A 20,783-nucleotide genomic window follows, 5' to 3' on the forward strand; every position below is an offset into this window, starting at 1 on the left:
ATTCAAGCAGCAGCCTATCTATGTCTCCTTTCAAAGGCCAAACCGGCCTCAAACGTATCTTCAATGCCACTGGTTATTCCTTTGACGGCCTCACCGCTGCCTTTAAAGGCGAGGCGGCTTTTCGGCAGTTGGTATTGCTGAACGTGATCCTGATTCCCGTGTCTTTTCTGTTTCACGTCAGCAAGGCCGAGCATGCCTTGTTGATCGCCGTCTGCCTTCTGGCGCTGATCGTAGAATTGCTCAATTCTGCCGTAGAAGCCGCGATCGACCGGATTTCCCTGGAATTGCATCCGCTTTCGAAGAATGCCAAAGACATGGGCAGCGCCGCGCAGTTCATTGCCCTGGGGATGATCGCCGTGGTCTGGGGCTTGATTCTGCTGGGCTGAAGCGCAGCCCAGGCCAGTCCAGGCCGCTTAGGCGTCAGCCTGATAAATGCTCGGCAGGACGATTTCATCGCTGCGGCGGATGCCCGTGGTGAATGAGCGGCACAGATCGAGAAATTCGCGCATGGCGGAGGTTTGATACTTCTGCTTGTGCCAGATGAAATAAAACTGCCTGATCAGGTCCAGCTCCGGCGTTTCGACGGCTACCAGGCTGCCGCGCCGGAACGCATCGCGCAGGGCCAGCCGGGAAATACAACCAATCCCCAATCCTGATTCCACCGCACGCTTGATCGCCTCGGTGTGTTCCAGCTCCAATCGCACATTAAGTGCGTTACGGTGATGGCGCATGGCTTGGTCGAAGGTCAGGCGGGTGCCGGAACCCTGCTCACGCAAGATCCAGGCTTCTTCGGTCAGCTGATCGAGACTGGCATGGCCACGCTTGGCCAAAGGATGCTGCGGCGCACAGAACACCACCAGTTCGTCTTCGACCCAGCGTTGTACTTCGATGTCCGGATGCGTGCAGTCGCCTTCAATTAGACCTAGATCAATTTCGTAGTGAGCGACTTGTTGCACGATATGCTCGGTGTTCTGTACGTGCAGCTTGACCTGACTTTCCGGGTGGCGCTGCATGAAGCTGCCGATCAGCAGGGTTGCCAGGTAGTTACCGATAGTCAGCGTCGCGCCGACCGCCAGTGAGCCGAAACCGGATTTTCCGTTGAGCAAGTCCTCGATCTCCTTGGCCTGATCCAGCAGCGCCACGGCCTGCGGCAGCAACTGGCGGCCGGTGGCATTGAGGCTCAGGCGTTTGCCAGCACGGTCGAACAACTGGCAGCTGGATTGGCGTTCCAGCTCTGTTATGGAGGTACTCGCCGCTGATTGCGACAGGGACAGCAGGATGGCCGCACGGGAAACACTTTCCTGTTGTGCGACGGCGACGAAGACCTGGAGTTGACGTAGAGTAAATCGCATATCTATATAACCGATAACCTATATCTTGATAATCCAGTTAACAGATATTGTGTCTGCCACTAGAATATCGCGCAATAGCGCTCTTACCCGGCGCGGGTGAAATTTCAGGAGTTCCTACGTACATGAGCAACATGAACCACGAGCGTGTCCTTAGCGTCCATCACTGGAACGACACGCTCTTCAGTTTCAAGTGCACCCGCGACCCAGGTCTGCGTTTCGAGAACGGTCAGTTCGTCATGATCGGTCTGCAGCAGCCCAATGGCCGCCCGCTCATGCGCGCTTATTCGATTGCCAGCCCGAACTGGGAAGAGCATCTCGAGTTTTTCAGCATCAAGGTGCCGGACGGTCCGCTCACCTCGCAGCTGCAGCATTTGAAAGAAGGCGACGAGATCATCATCAGCAAGAAACCTACGGGTACGCTGGTGCTGGACGACCTCAAGCCGGGCAAGCATCTTTATCTGCTGAGCACCGGTACTGGCCTGGCGCCGTTCATGAGCGTCATCCAGGACCCGGAAACCTACGAGCGTTTCGAAAAGGTCATCCTGTGCCATGGCGTTCGTTACGTGAACGAAGTGGCCTACCGCGAATTCATCACCGAGCATTTGCCGCAGAACGAGTTCTTCGGTGAAGCCTTGCGTGACAAGTTGATCTACTACCCGACCGTTACCCGCGAGCCTTTCGAAAACGAAGGCCGTCTGACCGATCTGATGCGCAGCGGCAAGCTGTTCAGCGATATTGGTCTGCCGCCGATCAATCCTCAGGACGATCGCGCGATGTTGTGCGGTAGCCCGAGCATGCTCGACGAAACCAGCGAAGTGCTCAACAGCTTCGGCCTGACCGTTTCGCCGCGTATGCGCGAGCCGGGTGATTACCTGATCGAGCGTGCGTTCGTCGAGAAGTAAGCGACGTGCGCAGCTGAATTACAACGCGGGATGTACTGCAAGGTACATCGCGCTTGTGACGAAAAAACCGCCTGGGGGTCACGGACCAGGCGGTTTTTTTGTGGGAGACGTTTGTCGGCTGCGACTCAGGTTGTGACCGGAACGACCTCAAGCACGCGAATCAGCCCGGCTTGCGGATAATGCCAGCGCACATCCAGATCCCAGAGCTGCGCGCCGTAGCGACGTTCAGGCGTTGGCACTTGATAAGCCGGTCTCGGGTCTTGAGCCAGGCATTGCTCGATCAGTTCAACCAGTGGCTCGCCCAGACGCAGCGCGTGTTCACGGGCCTGACGCAGCGCGTCATCCGCCCACTGAACCGGGATCAGCTCAGGCGCGGCACTGGCGATGGTGTTACTCGCGGTGGGGACGCTATCGGCGTAAGGCACGTAGGGTTTGATGTCCAGCACCGGCGTGCCGTCCAGCAAGTCGATGCCGGACAACCACAGTCGTCCGGCTTCAACCTTGTCCAGCTTGACCACTGACTGGCCGATGCCGTTCGGGCGATGGGTCGCCCGAGTGGCGAACACGCCCATGGATTGATTGCCGCCCAAGCGCGGCGGGCGCACTTTCAAGCGAGGCTTGTCTTCCAGTGCCAGATGAAACAGGAACAACAGCCAGACATGGCTGACCTGTTCCAGACCTTGCACCGCGTCGCCCTGATCAAATGGCGCCACCAGTTCCAGCACGCCGCGAGCCGCCGGCGCGAGCTGCGGCTGGCGCGGGATGGCGAACTTTTCCTTGAAGCAGGAGCGCACGTAGCCGATGGGAGAGACGTTGTAGGAATCAGGCATGAGGGTTCCGGCCAGTCATCGCAATTGAATGTCCTTCCATAGGACCGGCTTCAGCCGGGAGAATGCCTTCCCGGCTGAAGCCGGTCCTACAAGTCTGGGATCAAGAATGCAGTCTGGATCAGCCGCGAACCCGCAAGGTCAGGCCTTTGAGGAAGTTGCGCAGCAGCTGGTCGCCACAGGTGCGGTAGTTGCTGTGGCCGAATTTACGGAACAGGGCGCTCAGCTCAGGCTTGGACACCGGGAACTCAGAAGCCTTGAGGACGGCGTGCATGTCTTCTTCCTTGAGTTCGAAGGCAACTCGCAGCTTTTTCAGAACCGTGTTGTTGGTGATTGGCAGTTCAACCGCTTGTGGCGGACGGCTATCGTCCTTGCCGCGCTTGAAGATCACCAGGCCATCAAGGAAGTGCGCCATGATTTCATCGCTGCAATCCAGATAACCTTCTTCGTCTTCTTTCTTCATGAAGGCGATCACGTCGGCCTTGGTAATCTCGAAGCCTGCGAGCTTGACGATATCGACGATTTTGCCGTCGCTGATATCAAGCATGTAGCGCACGCTGCGCAGTACGTCATTGTTCATCATGGTGTGTTCGAGTCCTGGTAAGACGGGTGTTACGCCGTAGGAGCTAGCCGCTGCGGCACTGAATGAGGTGGTGCGTTGATCAGAACTTTTCTTTGCTGGTCATGTAGCGCCACTGGCCTTCGGGCAACTTGCCCATCGACACGCCGCCGATGCGGATGCGGCGCACCGAAACGATCTTCACGCCCACGGCTTCACAGAGCTGGGCAATGATGCCGGGCTGCGGGTTTTTCATGGCGAAGCGCAGGCGGTTTTCGTTCTGCCAGCTGGCTTTGACCGCAGGCAATTCTTTGCCCTTGTAGGTCAGGCCGTGATTCAGACGATTCAGGCCGTGGGCAACCATATCGCCAGTAATCTCGACAATGTATTCCTGCTCGATCTTGCTGCGGTCATCCGTGAGCTTGCGCAGGATTTTCCAGTCCTGGCTGAACACCATCAAACCGCTGGCATTGGCCTGCAGGGTTGAAATGGGTTCAAGGCGCAGGAAATGCCCTTTGAGCGGACGCTTGCCGAAGCTGTGCTCTTCAGAAAGAGTGCCTGGCGTGATCAGCGCCAATGCATCGGCATCGCTCATGGCAGCTGGTTTGTGCAGGATGATCGTGACCGGTTCCGGGGCGTCGGCCTTGGCTGCCGGGCTGAGTTCAACGGTTTGCGTGTCGACCTTGAACTGCGGTTCTTCGATGACTTCGCCATCCACGGTGACCCAGCCGCCTTCGATGTACAGCTCAGCCTCCCGACGGGAGCAGCCGATCAGCTCGATAAGACGTTTGGAGAGGCGGATGGGTTCTGACATGACAAAGAGCCGTTACTTGAGAGAAAGGCGCTCATTGTACCCGTGCAAGCCCGGTTAATCGCGGCAACATTACAAATGGGCTGGAATCAGTGCGCAGGAGCCAACTTGTGTGGGAGCGAGCTTGCTCGCGAAGCGGTATACCCAGGTTTCGGGAACATCGCGATGTCGGCCAGCACACAGGATCCGTAGGACCGGCTTTAGCCGGGAGGGCGGAAGGCGTGACGACGCAACTACTGAGAATGTACCGGCCGCTTCCCGGCTAAAGCCGGTCCTGCGGTTTGACCCCGTCGCGCAAACGCATGCGCAACATCGGCCCAGGCCATCCACTTCGGTGCGGCTGACTACTTCGAAACCTTGCTTGAGATAGAAACCCAGTGCCTGCGGGTTCTGCTCGTTGACGTCCAGCTCCTCTATACCAAAGTGTTCGACGGCATGGGCGAGCAGACGTTTTCCCAGGCCCTTGTCGCGATGGTCTGGGTCGATAAAAAGCATCTCCAGCTTGGTCCTGCTTACACCCGCAAAGCCAGTAATGTTCATGTGTCCATCGCGAGTGCAGAACAGCGTGACGCTATCCAGATACCGCGAGAGCAGCAGGCTCTTGAGGATCGAGATATACGAGTCGGGAAGAAAGTCGTGAGTGGCACGGACCGAGTCCTCCCAGACCTGCGTCAGTTTCGGGTATTCGTTCTTGTTGGGGATGAAAATCTCGTGATGCTGGTATTGCATGGCTTGGCTCCGTCTGGCCGCTGTGCAAAGGAAAGTCGCCAGTCTGTTCGACCCATAAAAAGCCCCGCCGTTTGAAGGGCAGGGCTGATTTTAGTTGAGGCTACAAACAGGCGATCAGAGCAAGTCCGCCCACAGATCGTACTCATCGGCATCGGTCACGCGACACATGATCTTGTCGCCGGGTTTGACCTGGCTGCCAGATTCGAGGGCGATGTAGACGTTGCCGTCGATTTCCGGGGCATCGAAGAAGCAGCGGCCAACGGCGCCTTGCTCGTCGACTTCATCGATCAATACTTCGATTTCCTTGCCGATCTTCATTTGCAGGCGCGCTGCGCTGATGGCCTGTTGATGGGCCATGAAGCGATCCCAACGATCCTGTTTGATCTCGTCCGGAACAATTGGTGCATCCAGCAGGTTGGCCGGAGCGCCTTCAACCGGTGAATACTGGAAGCAGCCGACGCGGTCGAGTTGCGCTTCGGTCAGCCATTCAAGCAGGTACTGGAAGTCTTCTTCGGTTTCACCCGGGAAGCCGACGATGAAGGTCGAACGGATGATCAGGTCCGGGCACTGTTCGCGCCAGTTCTTGATGCGCGCCAGGGTCTTGTCTTCAAAGGCCGGGCGTTTCATCAACTTGAGGATTTTCGGGCTGGCGTGCTGGAACGGGATATCCAGGTACGGCAGGATTTTCCCGGCAGCCATCAGCGGAATCAGCTCATCGACGTGCGGATACGGATACACATAGTGCAGGCGAACCCAGACGCCCAGTGAGCTAAGGGCCTGGCACAGTTCGGTCATGCGCGTCTTGACCGGCGCGCCGTTCCAGAAGCCGGTACGATATTTGACATCGACGCCGTAGGCGCTGGTGTCCTGGGAAATCACCAGCAGCTCTTTGACCCCGGCCTTGACCAGACGCTGCGCCTCATCAAGCACATCGCCCACCGGACGGCTGACCAGCTTGCCGCGCATCGACGGGATGATGCAGAAGCTGCAGCTGTGATTGCAGCCTTCGGAAATCTTCAGATACGCGTAATGGCGCGGGGTCAGCTTGACGCCTTGCGGCGGCACCAGGTCGATCAGCGGGTTGTGATTCAGGTTAGGCGGCGCGGCGTCGTGGACGGCGTTGACCACTTGCTCGTACTGCTGCGGCCCGGTCACGGCCAGCACGCTGGGGTGCACATTGCGAATGACGCTTTCATCGACGCCCATGCAGCCGGTCACGATAACCTTGCCGTTTTCGGCAATGGCTTCACCGATCACTTCCAGGGATTCAGCCTTGGCGCTGTCGATGAACCCACAGGTGTTGACGACAACGACGTCAGCATCCTGATAGGTTGCGACCACTTCGTAGCCTTCCATGCGCAGTTGGGTGAGGATACGCTCGGAATCCACCAGGGCCTTTGGGCAACCCAGGGAAACGAAGCCGACCTTCGGGGCGGAAGGCGTGATAACGGTGGACATGGCGAACCTCGGCGTAAGTGGTGCTTCGGCAAATGGCCTGAACACCGGCTGGGCGTTGGCATCCGGTAGCGGATACGTGCGCCTCTGGTCAAAAAGTGCGCAATTCTAGCGGCCAGTCCTGCGATTGACCAGCTTTATGCAGAGAATTACGACGAGTGCTGCGCTATGCTTCGCGGCGTTACGGGATGTGTCGGATTTACCGGCTTCGATGGCACGTAATAAGTATCGATAGCTCAAAGCATCATCGTGTGTCGAGTGGCGCGCGCCTTGGTTTCTGGAGTGGTAGATGAGTCAAGCAAGCAGTCAGGCTGAGACCGGGCAAAGCGCAGCCAAACCCTTGAGTTTGCTGATGGCGGCGGTGGGTGTGGTATATGGCGATATCGGCACCAGCCCGCTGTACACCCTCAAAGAGGTGTTTCAGGGGGGTTATGGCGTCGAGGTCACGCATGACGCGGTGCTGGGCATTCTGTCGTTGATTTTCTGGTCGCTGATCTGGGTCGTCTCGTTCAAGTACATGGTGTTCATCCTGCGCGCCGACAACCAGGGCGAAGGCGGCATCATGGCGCTCACCGCCCTGGCGAGACGGGCCTCGGCGAGTAAACCGAAACTGCAGGCGGTCATGGTGGTCTTCGGCTTGTTTGGTGCGGCGCTGTTTTATGGCGACAGCATGATCACCCCGGCGATTTCCGTGCTGTCGGCCATGGAGGGCATGGAACTGGCTTTCGATGGCCTTGAGCGCTGGGTGGTGCCCATGGCGCTGGTGGTGCTGGTCGGGCTGTTCCTGATTCAGCGGCACGGCACGGCGCGCATCGGTGTGTTGTTCGGTCCGGTGATGGTGACCTGGTTCGTGGTGCTCGGCTTGCTGGGCATTCATGGCATTCTGCGCCAACCGGAAGTGCTGCACGCGATGAACCCACTCTGGGCCGTGCGCTTCTTCATCATCCATCCGGGGATTGGCGTGGCGATCCTTGGCGCAGTGGTTCTGGCGCTGACCGGCGCCGAAGCGCTGTATGCCGACATGGGCCACTTCGGCCGCAAGCCGATTGCCCGCGCCTGGTTCATCCTGGTGTTGCCCGCGCTGGTGCTCAACTATTTCGGTCAGGGCGCTTTGGTGCTCGAAGACCCGGAAGCCGCGCGCAACCCGTTCTATCTGCTCGCGCCGAGCTGGGCGCTGCTGCCTTTGGTAGGGCTGTCGACATTGGCGACGGTCATTGCTTCTCAGGCGGTGATTTCCGGCGCGTTTTCCATGACGTTGCAGGCGATCCAGTTGGGATACATCCCGCGCATGCAGATTCAGCACACTTCCAGTGATGCTCAGGGCCAGATCTACATCGGCGCGGTCAACTGGTCGTTGATGGTCGGCGTCATTCTGTTGGTGCTGGGTTTCGAATCTTCCGGCGCGCTGGCTTCGGCGTACGGCGTAGCGGTGACCGGCACGATGTTCTGCACCACGATTCTGGTGTCGTCGGTCATGCTGCTGTTGTGGAAGTGGCCAGCGTTCCTGGCCGTGCCGCTGTTGTTGGGTCTATTGTTTGTGGACAGCCTGTTCTTTGCCGCCAACGTGCCGAAGGTGATTCAGGGCGGAGCATTTCCGGTCATTGCCGGCGTGGTGCTGTTTATCCTGATGACCACCTGGAAACGCGGCAAACAGTTGCTGGTCGATCGTATCGACGAAGGCGGGCTGCCACTACCGATCTTCATCAGCAGCATCAAGGTCCAGCCGCCGCATCGGGTGCAGGGCACAGCGGTATTTCTGACCGCTCGCGCCGATGCCGTCCCACACGCTCTGCTGCACAACCTGCTGCACAATCAGGTGCTGCACGAGCAAGTGGTGCTGCTGACCGTGGTCTACGAAGACACGCCACGCGTACCGGCGCAGCGTCGATTTGAAGTCGAGGCCCATGGCGAAGGCTTCTATCGAGTGATCCTGCATTTCGGCTTCATTGACGAGCCGGATGTCCCGGCTGCGCTGACCTTGTGTCACTTGCAGGAGCTGGACTTCAGTCCTATGCGGACCACTTACTTCCTCAGCCGCGAGACAGTGATCCCGTCGAAAATGGTCGGCATGGCGCGCTGGCGCGAGGCGCTGTTCGCTTTCATGCTCAAGAACGCCAACGGCAACCTGCGCTTCTTTAATCTGCCGTTCAACCGAGTGATCGAGCTGGGGACGCAAGTCGAAATGTAAGAGCGAACTTCGCCAGCGCGCATCGTCGATGTGACGATCCAGGTTGGTGAGGCGCGAATAGCGCCTCTGATCGAGTGGCACCAACAGCATTTTTGGTGCGGCTTATTGAGGTTTCGCCCTGACGGTAGAGTCCATTTTGTTTCGGCAAAATAGACGAAAAACATCTGCGCTGACGTACGGCCCCTGCTTCGCAGCGGTTCCTTCGACTCCGGTGCCGTGGTGTGGGTACGCGCCGACGCGCCATACCTGGCGCAACGGCGCTCGACCGGCATCCATGCCGGTCGCCCCACCCCACGACACCTGCGCTCAGCCTCCCGACGCGCGTTTGGCGGTGTCTGCCAGGCCGCGGCACCCAAAAGCGAACATCAAAAGCCAGCGTCGCAACCACTGTGGGAGCTAACTTGTGTGGGAGCGAGCTTGCTCGCGAAGCTTCTGAAACGAGGCCTCGCCAACAAGTTGGCTCCGAAAGTGCCGCGTTCCATCGTCAACAGGCATAAAAAAAATCCCCGCACCTTGATGAGGTTGCGGGGATTTTTTATGCCTTGCGCGCGCTTTTACTTGCTCTCAGCCTTGCCCTGACGCTTGTCGATGGCGGCGATCAGGCGTTTGGCCAGTGCCGGGTAGTTTTCATCGAAGTGGTGACCGCCTGGCAGTTGCAGCTTCTCGCCCACGGCCGTGGTCGCGGTGCAGCCGCTTTCATCTTTTTCTTCGATGCCGTAGACGCACAACACCTTCTCGGCAGGCAGCCTGGCCATCTCTTCGCCGGTAGTGGCTTCCTTGCCAGCATTGCCGAGCCAGCCGTCGACGTGGATCTCGAAGCTGCCGGTGCGGGCGAAGGCGAGCAGAATAATGCCGTCGATGCGGTTCTGTTCCTCAGCGGCCAGGCGGTTGTAGACCGCAGGCATCACGTCAGCACCGAAAGAGTAGCCGGCGAGAATGAAGCGCTTGGTGCCCCACTTCTGACGGTAGTGCTGCATCAGCTCGGTGAGGTCGGCGGCAGTCTGCTCCGGCGTCTTGTGTTCCCAGTAATAGCGCAACACATCGATGCCGACCACCGGATAACCCAGATTGGCCATATCGCCGGCCACTACCTTGTCCAGGTCGCGCCAGCCACCATCACCGGACATGAACAGCGTCACCGTGTCGGAAGGCTGCGCGGACGGGACTTCCACCACCGGCACGCCGACGCCGCCACCCTTGTCATCCTCGCCGATCAATTTGTGGCGAAGTTCGCTGTTCAAAACCTGTGGCAGCTTGATGTCGTAGTCGCTGATGCTCGTATCAGCGTTGGCCTGGTCACGCACAAACGCTGCTGGCGCGTCGTCGGGCGCGTCGTTCCACGCCACCATCCAGTGGCCGTGGGGCGCAGTTTTTGGCAGCGCCACGTCGCAGATTACCGGCGCGGGCTCGTCGGCCTCTACCACCGGTGTCGGCTGGGACGGGACTTCCAGGTAAAAACCTACCGAAATCGCCTCTGCATCGTCGTTGTCCTGACCTGCAAGCCAGCGCCAGGCCAACGTCGCACCCGGGCCGATACCGCCGACCACGTTCGGCGCGTCGTCGAGTTGTTGCAGAGCGTCGTTGAAGGTCTTCTGTTGCAGGACGCAATTGTCCTTGGGCAGCACCACCTGAATGATCCGCGCGGCGGCATCCTGGCTCAAGGCCTGCAATTGCTTGTCGGTGAGCAAGTCGTCAGCAGTGACCGCCAATGCAACCCGCACCTTGGTCCGGCTGCCCGGCGTTACGTCGGTCAGCGCCGAGCCGTCAGCCAGGGTGGAATGTACGAGGGTTGCCGGTGGAGCAGGGCGGTTCCATAACCAGACCCCCAACGCGACCACGAGAATAACCAGGGCTGCGAGCAAAAAGCGCCAGTAGCGTTGAATCATCAGCGTTTCACCAATCCAGTCAGACCGCCCGCAATCAGGGCGGCAGTGTCAGCCAGTGCAACCAGCGGATCGAGTCCGGCGGGCACGGCCATATAGCGAGGTTCCCAGTCAGGCTGGAATTTGTCCTTGAAGCGCCGCAAGCCCTGGAAGTTGTAGAGTTGCTCGCCACGACGGAACACCATCGAGCCCAGACGCTGGGTCAAAGGTGCGCCACGCCGCGGCTGCAAGCCTGACAACGGCACCATGCCCAGGCTGAAGCGTTCGTAGCCGTGCTGTTTGTAATACAAAATCAGCCCGACCATCATGAATTCCATGGTTAGTTTCGGCGCATCAGGATGCGCGCGCATCAGGTCCAGGCTGGCCAGATCGTGGCGCGAGGTCTCCAGCAGGTTGGCGAACGCCACCGGCTTACCTTCAAAGTGAATGATGGCGATGCGGAAATGCGTGAGGTATTCCGGGCTGAAGCGGCCCAGGGAAAAGCCCTTTTCTCTGACGTTCTTGCCAGTCAACCAGGCATCGGAGATCACCTTCAGCTCATCCAGCGGGGCCTGACCTGCTTCGTAGATTTCCAGCGACAGACCATCGCGTCCGCCCCGGTTCCAGGTGTAGCGCAGGTCTTTCATTTCCTTGCCCTTGGCTTCGATGTCGAAGCGGCGCAAGTCGACCCGGGCTTCTTCGCCCAGCTTGATCGCGGTCAGACCGATGTCCATGTAGAACGGCAGGTTCTCGGCGCGGACCTGATAAAACACCGGGCGTGCATGGTGGACGTCGCACAGGTCGCGGAACTGCCAGATGAGTTCGGCGCGCTGCTGGGTCGGTCCAATCGGGTCATACAAGGCCACGAGGCTGCGGCCACGGTGCGAGTACATCAAAAAGGCATCACCATTGGGGTGCAGCAGGATCGCCTTGTCGCCGGTCAACACCAGCCCGCCGTCAGGTTGTGATGAGGCGTTGACGATTTCGGCGGCCTTGGCCAGTTCCACCGCGTCGGGGAGCTTGATCACCGGTCGTGCCGTGCGCAACAGCCAGGTCAGCGACACCACTACCAGCAGCACTGCGCTGCCCAGCGCCGAGCGCAGGGCTCTCGGCGCATCGGCATCCAGCGTGAACTGCCACCAGAGTTGATGGCTGTACGGGACGTCCTGATAGGCAAACAGCAGCAACCAGATCGAAGCACCCAGCACGCAGACGCTCGCCACCAGATACAGCGGCGAGAAGGGCAGCTCCAGCAAGCGGCTCGGCCGGTAGAACGAGCGACGGAAGACGCCCAGCAGGCAAGCCGTGAGAATCAGCAGGACCGCTTCTTCCCAGTCGAAGCCTTTGAGCATCGACAGCACCGAGCCGGTCACCAGCAAAATGGTGGTCAGCATCCATGCCGCCGACAGACGTCGACGCAGGCCTTGAGCCAGCAACAGGCACAGCACACCAATCAGGCTGGCGCCGAAGTGCGAAGCATCGATCAGCCGATGCGGGATCAGGAAGCCGAGATATTCCAGGCGGGTATCGATTTCCGGCGTCGCGCCGGAGAACAGCAGCACCACTCCGGACAGAAACACCAGCAGTGCCAGAATCGGTGCTGCAAGGCCCGAGGCCACGCGCATTGCCTGTTTGGTCGGCAGCAGGCGCTGGCTTTCGGTGAACAGCAGGGTCATGCAGGCCAGCAGGAGTGGCAGCACGACGTAGATCAGTCGATACAGCAGCAATGCGGCAGCCAGCGGCGCGGCGCCCAGTTCATTGGCGAATGCAGCGAGCAGAATGGCTTCGAAAACACCCACGCCACCCGGAACATGGCTGAGCACGCCTGCGGCCAATGCCAGCAGGTAAACCAGCAGGAATGCACCGAATGGCGGGGATTGCGGCAGCAGCAAATACAAAACCGTAGCCGCTGCGGCAACGTCCAGCGCGGTGATCACCAACTGCATCAACGTCAGGCGCAGACCTGGCAAACGCAGGGTTCTTCTGCCAGCACGCACCAACAGAGTATGCGGGATGGTTTGTTCCGGCAGCCGACGGCGATACACCGCCACAGTCAGCAGCGCGGTCAGAATCAGCACCCCGATGGCGATCGCCGCGAGCATTCCCACCGGCAAGTGCAGGGCCAGGGAAGCGCCGGACAAATTGCTCAATGTTGCGAGTGCGGCCAGCGGCGGCAGGGCGCAGCCCAATGACAGACTGGCGAACAGCGTCATGCGTGCGACTTCTATCGCACCGACGCCTTTGCGGGAATACAGCCGATAACGCACCGAGCCGCCGGACAGCATCGAAAGCCCGACTGCGTTGCCGATGGCGAACGCGGTAAAGCCTCCCATCGCCAGGGTCTTGTTGGGCAGATCAACCCCGGCGTACCGACTGGCGGACCATTCGTAGCCCAGCAGGATGATAAAACCGACAATCATCGCCAGCACGGCACCTGCCAGGGACGGCAAAGGCACACTAAGCAGAGAATCATGCAGCGCATACAGATCCAGCTCGCTCAACATGTGGCGGCAAGCGATCAGCGCGATGGCGAAAAGCAGCAACGTAACGGCCAGGCCGATGGGTTGGCGATACTTGCTCAGCAGCTCCAGCCAATGTAGGCGAGCAGGTTGAATAGGTTGATTCGCCGTGACTGCTTCATTGGGTTCTGACGGGTTGGCGCGCATCAATCACTCCTTGGATCGTGCGCGACAGGATGGAGGTATGCAGCCAAGTTACCAATCCCTACGCAAAAAATATTTCGAGATGTTAGCGCGTCAACGTCTAACGAGCGAATGGAGCGGATTTGTCTGTGTCGCTTAAGCGACTATTGAGTCACAAAAGGCTATCGGCCGACCATGGAAAAACTGTCGCCCACTGCAATATTACGTTACAAGCGTGAAAATGAGATGAAACCTGCAATGCAAAATAGCCTTTTCTGACAAGCGCTTAGCTTGATTGGAGCGATGCTTTTCTTACAGGCACAAAAAAGGCCACTCTTTCGAGTAGCCTTGTTTGATGTTTGGTTGCGGGAGCCGGATTTGAACCGACGACCTTCGGGTTATGAGCCCGACGAGCTACCAGACTGCTCCATCCCGCGTCTGTGTGGCGGCATTCTACAGCCGAACGACGAGGTGTCAACCTTTAATGCGAAATGAGGGTAAATGAGTATCGGGGCAGTAAATGGAGAGGGATCTGTTGGAGATTCTATGTCTGGGGCAACCGCCAGGCGCCGCAGACGTATTGTCTGAACCGACGCCTTCCCGGCTAAAGCCGGTCCCACTGGATCGCGCTGATTTTGTGGGACCGGATTTATCCGGGAAGACGGCATTCCAGTAGACGCAAATGCATCGGCTGTATGTCCTGTCGCGAACGTTGCGTAGATCCGTTGGAGGCTTGCCCGCGAACCTGACGCCTTGGTGGGTCAGGCTCACCGCGCTATCGTTATTCGCGGGCAAGCCTCGCTCCAACGGGTCTTCTAAAAACCATCGGACACAAAAAAGGCCACTCTTTCGAGTAGCCTTGTTTGATGTTTGGTTGCGGGAGCCGGATTTGAACCGACGACCTTCGGGTTATGAGCCCGACGAGCTACCAGACTGCTCCATCCCGCGTCTGTGTGTCGGCATTCTACGCCGGATCGCTGTGCTGTCAACCGTTAGTTTGAAAAAACTGCTTTTCCTTCAATCGCTTAGCGGTGCCGATTAAGGTCTGATGTAGCCGTGACGCCTTGCTGTACGGGCTATAGGCCAAGTTTGGGCACTTTTCAGTTAAGGTTTCATGACCATTCGCACATCACGCAGTGCCACATCCTGATGCCGATGAGATACTGCGCGACCTTATCCCCTGCAAATCGGCCTACATGACGCAGCGAAAAATCATTCATGTCGACTGTGACTGCTTCTATGCCGCCATCGAAATGCGCGATGACCCGCGCCTGGCGAGCAAACCGCTGGCAGTGGGCGGTTCGGCAGATCGACGAGGCGTGATCGCGACCTGCAACTATGAAGCGCGCGCCTACGGGGTGCGCTCGGCCATGTCATCGCGGCATGCGTTGAAGCTGTGTCCGGACCTGACCATCGTCAAGCCGCGCATGGATGCATATAAAGAAGCATCGAAGGAAATCCAGACGATCTTTCGCGATTACACCGATCTTATTGAGCCGTTATCGTTAGATGAGGCGTTTCTCGACGTTTCCGATGCGAGCCATTTTGGTGGCAGTGCCACGCGTATTGCCCAGGACATCCGCCGTCGTGTGTCCAATCAATTGCATATCACCGTCTCGGCCGGCGTTGCGCCGAACAAATTCCTCGCCAAGATCGCCAGTGACTGGAAAAAGCCCAATGGGCTGTTTGTGATCACGCCGGATCAGGTCGAGGATTTTGTCGCGTTGCTGCCGGTCAACAAGCTGCACGGTGTTGGCAAGGTGACGGCCGACAAGCTCGGCAGGCTGGGCATTGTTACCTGCACCGACTTGCGCGGCTGGAGCAAGTTGTCGCTGGTCAGGGAGTTCGGCTCTTTCGGCGAGCGCTTGTGGGGGCTTGCGCACGGCATCGATGAGCGGCCGGTGCAAAACGACAGCCGACGGCAATCGGTAAGCGTGGAAAATACCTACGACACCGACTTGCCGGATCTGGCCAGTTGCCTGGAAAAATTACCGGAGTTGATGGAAACCCTGTCCGGGCGCATGGCGCGCATCGCCGACAACTATCGGCCTGGCAAACCCTTCGTGAAGGTTAAATTCCACGATTTCACGCAAACGACCCTTGAGCAGTCCGGGGCGGGACGGGATCTGACCAGTTTTCAGCAGTTGTTGACCCAGGCGTTTGCCCGGGGCGACAAACCGGTGCGGTTATTGGGCATTGGTGTGCGTTTGCAGGATCTGCGCAGCGGTCACGAACAACTGGAGCTGTTCGCGCCCTGAGCACGCGGCAAGGGATGTCAGTGCCTGGCGCCGGGGTCAGCGACCAGGCGACCTGCATCCTTGGCCAGGGATTTCACAAACTCATGCTGCAACTGGGGATCATTGCGCGTCAGTTCGATCAGGCTCTGCTCCAGTTCGCTGGCTTCATCTTCAAGGCCCAGTTCCGAAAGACGCTTGACGCGATAGACCCACTGACTGACTTCATCGTCTTCCAGGTCATCGTAGATCAGGCCGTGGGCCTCAAGTAATTTGCCACGCAACAGTTTGCTGATGGGCAAGTCGGCATTGGCGTGAACCTTGTCCTGATCGTCTTCGACGCTGAAATAAATCCGCGTGACGTGGCTCAGGTCCTGTTCGGCAAACGGGCTGTCCAGCAGGCTCAGGCGCAACACGCCGTTGCGATCAGTATTCAGCTCGTGGGTTTGCGTACCTGACTTGACCAGTACCGGGCGCTCGTTCCAGGGCAGGGTCGAATTTTCGATTCTCTTGTCCTTCTGGACTTCGTCGATGTGCGCCAGGTTTTGTTGCGCGCGGCCATTGGACGGCGCGTTCATGAACGGGTTGAGCCCGGCCACGCCATAGTTGATCCAGTCCTTGGTCACGCTGTCCGGCAGTTGCCCGAAGGCCAGGACGTTGACCACGTTGGCGCCGACACCGGCCACCACCGCGACGGCACCCAGCGGAATCTCATAGATTTCCCGCCACGGCTGATAAGCGGTGTAACGGTCGTAGCGGCGGGTGACTTCGAATTCGGTGACCTCAAAGGTTTTTTGTTCATGGATGCGCACACGGCGCTGAGGCAGCTCAAGGGTCTTGGGCTCGCCCATATCAATTTGCAGGGTATGTTCGAGCAATTTGCGTTCGACACGCTCTTCATGCTCGCTGCGCTGTGACAAGTGGTTGGCACAACCGCTGACAAGCAGGCTGGCGCACAAGGCTGTACAGCCGAGGCTTAAGGATCTTCGCTTGAACATGGGATCTCTTGATGCGGATAAGGCGCGGTGCCTGAATTGGACGCGCTCGTGCTCGTTTTGGCGAGCGACGAGCGCGTCCATGACTCAGCGGCGGATACGAGCCTGGATAAACGACAACACGTCAGCAACTGGCAAGGCCTGGGCCTCGGGCTCGATGCGGCTCTTGTATTCAAGATTGCCTTCGGCCAGGCCGCGGTCGCTGACCACGATGCGATGCGGGATACCAATCAGCTCCATGTCGGCAAACTTGTTGCCGGGGCTGGTTTTCTTGTCGCGGTCATCCAGCAGCACTTCGAAACCAGCCGCTTTCAGTTCGGCGTAAAGCTTGTCCGTGGCCTCGCGTACCGCTTCGGTTTCATAGCGCAACGGAACCAGGGCGATCTGGAAAGGCGCCAGGGTGTCATTCCAGATAATGCCGTTGGCATCGCTGTTCTGTTCGATGGCTGCGGCGACGACCCGGGAAACGCCAATGCCGTAGCAACCCATGGACAGGTTGACCGGCTTGCCGTTTTCGCCGAGGACCTGGCATTTCATGGCTTCGCTGTACTTGGTGCCCAGCTGGAAAATGTGCCCGACTTCGATGCCGCGCTTGATCTCAAGCGTGCCTTTGCCGTCCGGGCTTGGATCGCCAGACACAACGTTGCGCAGATCGGCAACGGTCGGAACAGGCAGATCGCGTTCCCAGTTGACGCCAAAGTAGTGCTTGTCGTCGATGTTGGCACCGATGCCGAAATCGCTCATCAGCTCTACCGAACGGTCGATGATGCACGGCAGCGGCAGATTCAGGGGGCCCAGCGAACCGGCACCGGCGCCAATCGCGTCGCGCAGTTCGGCTTCTGACGCCATGACCAGCGGGCTGGCGACCTGTTCTTGCTGGGCAGCCTTGATTTCGTTCAGCTCGTGATCGCCACGAATGATCAGTGCGATCAGCTTGCCTTCTTCAGCTGCGTGCACCACCAATGTCTTGATGGTCTTTTCGATAGGCAGGTTGAAGCCTTCGACCAGTTGCGCAATGGTCTTGGCGTTCGGGGTGTCGATCAGGCGCAGCTCTTCGGTCGGCGCGGCGCGAGAGGTTTCCCGGGGAATCGCTTCGGCTTTTTCGATGTTGGCGGCGTAATCGGAGCCATTGCTGAACACGATATCGTCTTCGCCGGACTCGGCCAGCACGTGGAACTCATGGGAGCCCGCGCCGCCGATGGAACCGTTGTCTGCTTCCACCGGGCGGAATTTCAGCCCAAGGCGGGTAAACACGTTGCAGTACGCCTGATGCATGCGGTCGTAGGTTTCCTGCAGGGAAGCCTGATCAGCATGGAAGGAGTACGCGTCCTTCATGACGAACTCGCGGCCACGCATCAAACCGAAGCGTGGACGGATCTCGTCGCGGAATTTGGTCTGGATCTGGTACAGATTGATCGGCAGCTGTTTATAGCTGTTGAGCTCGTTGCGGGCCAGATCGGTGATCACTTCTTCGTGGGTCGGGCCCAGGCAGAATTCGCGATTGTGCCGGTCGGTCAGGCGCATCAACTCGGGGCCGTACTGTTCCCAGCGGCCGGATTCCTGCCACAGCTCTGCGGGCTGGATACCCGGCATCAATACTTCGAGTGCGCCAGCAGCGTCCATTTCTTCACGAACGATGGCTTCGACCTTGCGCAATACGCGCAGGCCCATGGGGAGCCAGGTATAGAGGCCGGAAGCGAGTTTGCGAATCATGCCGGCACGCAGCATCAGCTGGTGGCTGACGACGACCGCATCGGAAGGGGTTTCTTTCTGTGTGGCGAGCAAAAATTGACTGGTGCGCATGGGAGGCCGTTGTCGGTTGCTGGGACTAGAAATGACTGGGCATTGTACGGGCCCGAATTACCCCCGTACAGCGCGAGGCCTCTGAGCGAGGCGAAGCTGATGACTTTATTGCCTGCATGAAAAAGCCCGGCATCAGCCGGGCTCTTTGCATAACGAGTAGCTGAAGTGCGATTACAGGATCGAGATCGGGTAGTCGACAATCAGGCGGAACTCGTTGATATCGCCTTCACCCTCATCAGCATTGGCGCGGTGCCAAGCTTGACGGATGCGGAACGACAGGTCTTTGGCTGGACCGGTTTGAAGCACATATTTGGCTTCAAGGTTGGTCTCGTGGTGCTTGCCGTCTTCACCGTACAGGCCAGCGTATGCGCTGTTAGCCGGGGTGTTGGTGCCGTCGATGTCATAACCTTTGATATAACGGGTCATGAAGCTCAGGCCAGGAACGCCGTACGGAGCCATGTTCAGGTCGTAACGAGCCTGCCAGGATTTCTCGCCAGGACCGTTGAAGTCGGAGTACTGGATGGAGTTGGCCAGGAAGATCGAGTCGCCGCCCTTGTTGTTGTCGCCGATACCGATGTAGTCGAATGGCGTATCACCGTTAACCTTCTGGAATGCCAGGGTCAGGGTGTGTGCTGCCAGGAACGAGTAGGCAACGGAGCCGGAGAACGCGGTGTTGCTGATGTCGCCTGCTTTAGCGCTGCCAGCATCGGTAGTGCGATACAGGTTGGCATCGAACGCCAGGGACTGGGAGTCGCTCAAAGGCAGTGCATAGTTCAGGTTGGCGTAGTACTGGTTCCAGACGTCTTCCAGTTTGGCGCCGTAGAATGCAACACCGAGGTTGTCGGTGATGGCGTATTTGCCGCCAGCGAAGTCAGCTGTCTTCGCAGAAACACCGGCGTAGGTAGCCCAGATGTTGCCGGTATGGCTGGTGTCGTCCTGGCTGGTGCCGGAGTAGAAGTGACCGCCTTCCAGATCCAGACCTTTGATCTCGCTGCTCTGCAGGCTGATACCGCTGGCAGTTTGTGGCAACAGACGGGAACCGCCTACTGCGAACACTGGGCTGGTAGGCTGCATGTCACCGATTTTCAGCTCGGTTTTCGAGAGACGGAACTTAACAGCGCCACCGGCTTTGCCGAAGCTGTCTTCGTTTTCGCCCTGGCTGTTGGTAACCAGGTTGCCCGAACCGGAATATTTGTCCTGACCGTCAAGCTTCAGGCCGAAATAGCCGAAAGCTTCAACGCCCACACCGATGGTGCCTTGAGTGTAGCCAGAGCTGAACGTTCCCCAGAAACCTTGGGTCCAGTCTTTGTCATCAACGGCGCCGTCTTTTTTGTCGCGATTGAAATAGTAGTTGCGAGCTTTCACATCAAGCGTGCTGCCGTCAACGAAACCTTTTGCTTCCGATTGATCGCTGACGAACGCTGCTGCCGTTGCCAGTTGGGTGCTGGCTGCAGTAACTGCCAGTGCGATTGCGCTCCACTTCATCACTCTCATCGTGACTTGCTCCTTTGGTTTTTAAGAAGAGTTGCTGCCGACCCACCTGTTTTTTTATCTGGGACGGCTCTTTCTTTTTTGTGTCGGCGAAACTTATATCACGCTGACAATGGTGGCGATAGTTACAGACCTATCCTTTCGAAATCTTTACGGCGGTGTCGCAAACTGCTCTGTCCATGTCGCAAAAATGCACTGTTTCCATATCGACTCTACAACTACCGCATTACTTTTTTACGACCTAAGCATAGGGTGAAACAGTCTAAGCCCGGTCCTCAAGTAATGCCTGGGTAGGCCTTCGCATTATCACGATAGCCGGATCCTGTTTTCCGCCAGGGTCCGTGCCAACCTTGTGAGTGATATAGCAACAACCGTGCACAAAGCTCAAGCGGATGAGAAAAATTTGTGAAAAATGCAGCATTTACCTCGCTTTCATGCCGCAACTAATTGATTTATAGGTATTTTAAAATTTTGAATTTTCTTTTTAATTCACGCTGCTGGAGTGTTTTCAGGCTCGGACGGCTGTGCGGAACGTTACTTTCTGCCCATCGACATGGGTAAATTCTGGATAGGCAGGCCTTTTGGCCAGTTGGAGTGAGTCGTTTTGGTGCGCGCCTGGCTTCCGATGCCTGAAGGTGGCCCATGGCTGTGATCTGTAAGCTTTCTGGACCCGGCGAGTGTTTCGGCAGACTCTCACCTGAACCGCCTTGGGCGATCTGATGCCTGCGAATCGCACTTTTGGGTAGCGATTTGTAACAACCGTATCAACGTTGAAGACACTCAATTGATGTTCCAAATGAGTGCATTTCATTCGTGGATGGTCATTCATGGTGCGGTGCGGGCCTTCGCCGATGGGCAGCCTGGGGCCGCGCCAATCGACCTGTTGTCCGCGCCAAATGGCACGTGGCCGAGCCCGGGAGTGAACTTGAACTT

At 58.2% G+C, this 20,783-nt stretch carries 14 protein-coding genes, 2 tRNA genes and 1 pseudogene; 4 read left to right on the forward strand and 13 right to left on the reverse strand.

Annotation, left to right across the window (positions count from 1 at the left end; all coding sequences use genetic code 11):
* Positions 1–20: 20 nt before the first annotated feature.
* Positions 21–386: a diacylglycerol kinase gene (locus ACP7E4_RS22665; protein ID WP_331151270.1), complete on the forward strand. Its 366-nt coding sequence runs from the start codon at positions 21–23 to the stop codon at positions 384–386.
* A 27-nt stretch (positions 387–413) separates the two neighbouring features.
* On the opposite strand, the gene ACP7E4_RS22670 is transcribed toward ACP7E4_RS22665, so the two are convergent.
* Entirely contained in the window at positions 414–1,352 is a 939-nt protein-coding gene (locus ACP7E4_RS22670) for a LysR family transcriptional regulator (RefSeq protein WP_426117784.1), read from the reverse strand.
* A 122-nt stretch (positions 1,353–1,474) separates the two neighbouring features.
* Between ACP7E4_RS22670 and fpr the strand changes: the two genes are divergently transcribed.
* On the forward strand, positions 1,475–2,254 hold the full coding sequence (gene fpr, locus ACP7E4_RS22675; RefSeq protein ID WP_002554680.1) for a ferredoxin-NADP reductase: 780 nt from the start codon (positions 1,475–1,477) through the stop codon (positions 2,252–2,254).
* Positions 2,255–2,379: 125 nt separating this feature from the next.
* On the opposite strand, the gene tsaA is transcribed toward fpr, so the two are convergent.
* The 5 genes and pseudogenes from tsaA to rimO form a co-directional block, all read right to left on the reverse strand.
* Complete coding sequence (tsaA, locus tag ACP7E4_RS22680; protein WP_426117785.1) at positions 2,380–3,084, reverse strand: tRNA (N6-threonylcarbamoyladenosine(37)-N6)-methyltransferase TrmO; 705 nt, start codon at positions 3,082–3,084, stop codon at positions 2,380–2,382.
* Positions 3,085–3,202: 118 nt separating this feature from the next.
* The gene (locus ACP7E4_RS22685; protein WP_426117786.1) at positions 3,203–3,664 is read right to left on the reverse strand and encodes a DUF1456 family protein; all 462 of its coding nucleotides are present in this window, start codon (positions 3,662–3,664) and stop codon (positions 3,203–3,205) included.
* A 79-nt stretch (positions 3,665–3,743) separates the two neighbouring features.
* The gene (locus tag ACP7E4_RS22690; RefSeq protein WP_065834840.1) at positions 3,744–4,454 is read right to left on the reverse strand and encodes an rRNA pseudouridine synthase; all 711 of its coding nucleotides are present in this window, start codon (positions 4,452–4,454) and stop codon (positions 3,744–3,746) included.
* A gap of 309 nt (positions 4,455–4,763) precedes the next feature.
* Positions 4,764–5,180: pseudogene (locus ACP7E4_RS22695) on the reverse strand (GNAT family N-acetyltransferase); the annotation flags it as partial.
* 114 nt (positions 5,181–5,294) lie between these two features.
* A complete protein-coding gene (gene rimO, locus ACP7E4_RS22700; RefSeq protein ID WP_426117787.1) occupies positions 5,295–6,638 on the reverse strand; it encodes a 30S ribosomal protein S12 methylthiotransferase RimO in 1,344 nt (447 codons plus the stop codon).
* 286 nt (positions 6,639–6,924) lie between these two features.
* Between rimO and ACP7E4_RS22705 the strand changes: the two genes are divergently transcribed.
* Positions 6,925–8,823 carry a potassium transporter Kup gene (locus ACP7E4_RS22705; RefSeq protein WP_426117788.1) on the forward strand — a complete coding sequence of 633 codons (1,899 nt, stop codon included), beginning with the start codon at positions 6,925–6,927 and terminating at the stop codon, positions 8,821–8,823.
* A 554-nt stretch (positions 8,824–9,377) separates the two neighbouring features.
* Here ACP7E4_RS22705 and ACP7E4_RS22710 read toward each other — a convergent pair.
* The 4 genes from ACP7E4_RS22710 to ACP7E4_RS22725 all read right to left on the reverse strand — a co-directional run bounded on the left by ACP7E4_RS22710 (position 9,378) and on the right by ACP7E4_RS22725 (position 14,275).
* On the reverse strand, positions 9,378–10,709 hold the full coding sequence (locus tag ACP7E4_RS22710) for a virulence factor family protein (protein WP_426117789.1): 1,332 nt from the start codon (positions 10,707–10,709) through the stop codon (positions 9,378–9,380).
* On the reverse strand, positions 10,709–13,351 hold the full coding sequence (gene mprF / locus ACP7E4_RS22715) for a bifunctional lysylphosphatidylglycerol flippase/synthetase MprF (RefSeq protein WP_426117790.1): 2,643 nt from the start codon (positions 13,349–13,351) through the stop codon (positions 10,709–10,711). Before mprF ends, ACP7E4_RS22710 begins: the two co-directional genes overlap by 1 nt.
* A 336-nt stretch (positions 13,352–13,687) precedes the next feature.
* Positions 13,688–13,764 (reverse strand) — tRNA-Met (locus tag ACP7E4_RS22720).
* Between the two features lie 434 nt (positions 13,765–14,198).
* A tRNA-Met gene (locus ACP7E4_RS22725) sits at positions 14,199–14,275 on the reverse strand.
* A 248-nt stretch (positions 14,276–14,523) separates the two neighbouring features.
* Between ACP7E4_RS22725 and dinB the strand changes: the two genes are divergently transcribed.
* Positions 14,524–15,585, forward strand: a complete 1,062-nt coding sequence (dinB, locus tag ACP7E4_RS22730; RefSeq protein ID WP_020289431.1) for a DNA polymerase IV — start codon at positions 14,524–14,526, stop codon at positions 15,583–15,585.
* Positions 15,586–15,602: 17 nt separating this feature from the next.
* On the opposite strand, the gene ACP7E4_RS22735 is transcribed toward dinB, so the two are convergent.
* The 3 genes from ACP7E4_RS22735 to ACP7E4_RS22745 all read right to left on the reverse strand — a co-directional run bounded on the left by ACP7E4_RS22735 (position 15,603) and on the right by ACP7E4_RS22745 (position 19,853).
* Positions 15,603–16,559: a hypothetical protein gene (locus ACP7E4_RS22735; protein WP_426117791.1), complete on the reverse strand. Its 957-nt coding sequence runs from the start codon at positions 16,557–16,559 to the stop codon at positions 15,603–15,605.
* A gap of 84 nt (positions 16,560–16,643) precedes the next feature.
* Complete coding sequence (locus tag ACP7E4_RS22740) at positions 16,644–18,359, reverse strand: proline--tRNA ligase (RefSeq protein WP_426117792.1); 1,716 nt, start codon at positions 18,357–18,359, stop codon at positions 16,644–16,646.
* A gap of 171 nt (positions 18,360–18,530) precedes the next feature.
* Positions 18,531–19,853, reverse strand: coding sequence for an OprD family porin (locus ACP7E4_RS22745; protein ID WP_426117793.1), 1,323 nt, complete (start codon positions 19,851–19,853; stop codon positions 18,531–18,533).
* Positions 19,854–20,783 lie beyond the last annotated feature (930 nt).

Source organism: Pseudomonas sp. DSP3-2-3, from assembly GCF_049898225.1.
Classification (GTDB): Bacteria; Pseudomonadota; Gammaproteobacteria; order Pseudomonadales; family Pseudomonadaceae; genus Aquipseudomonas.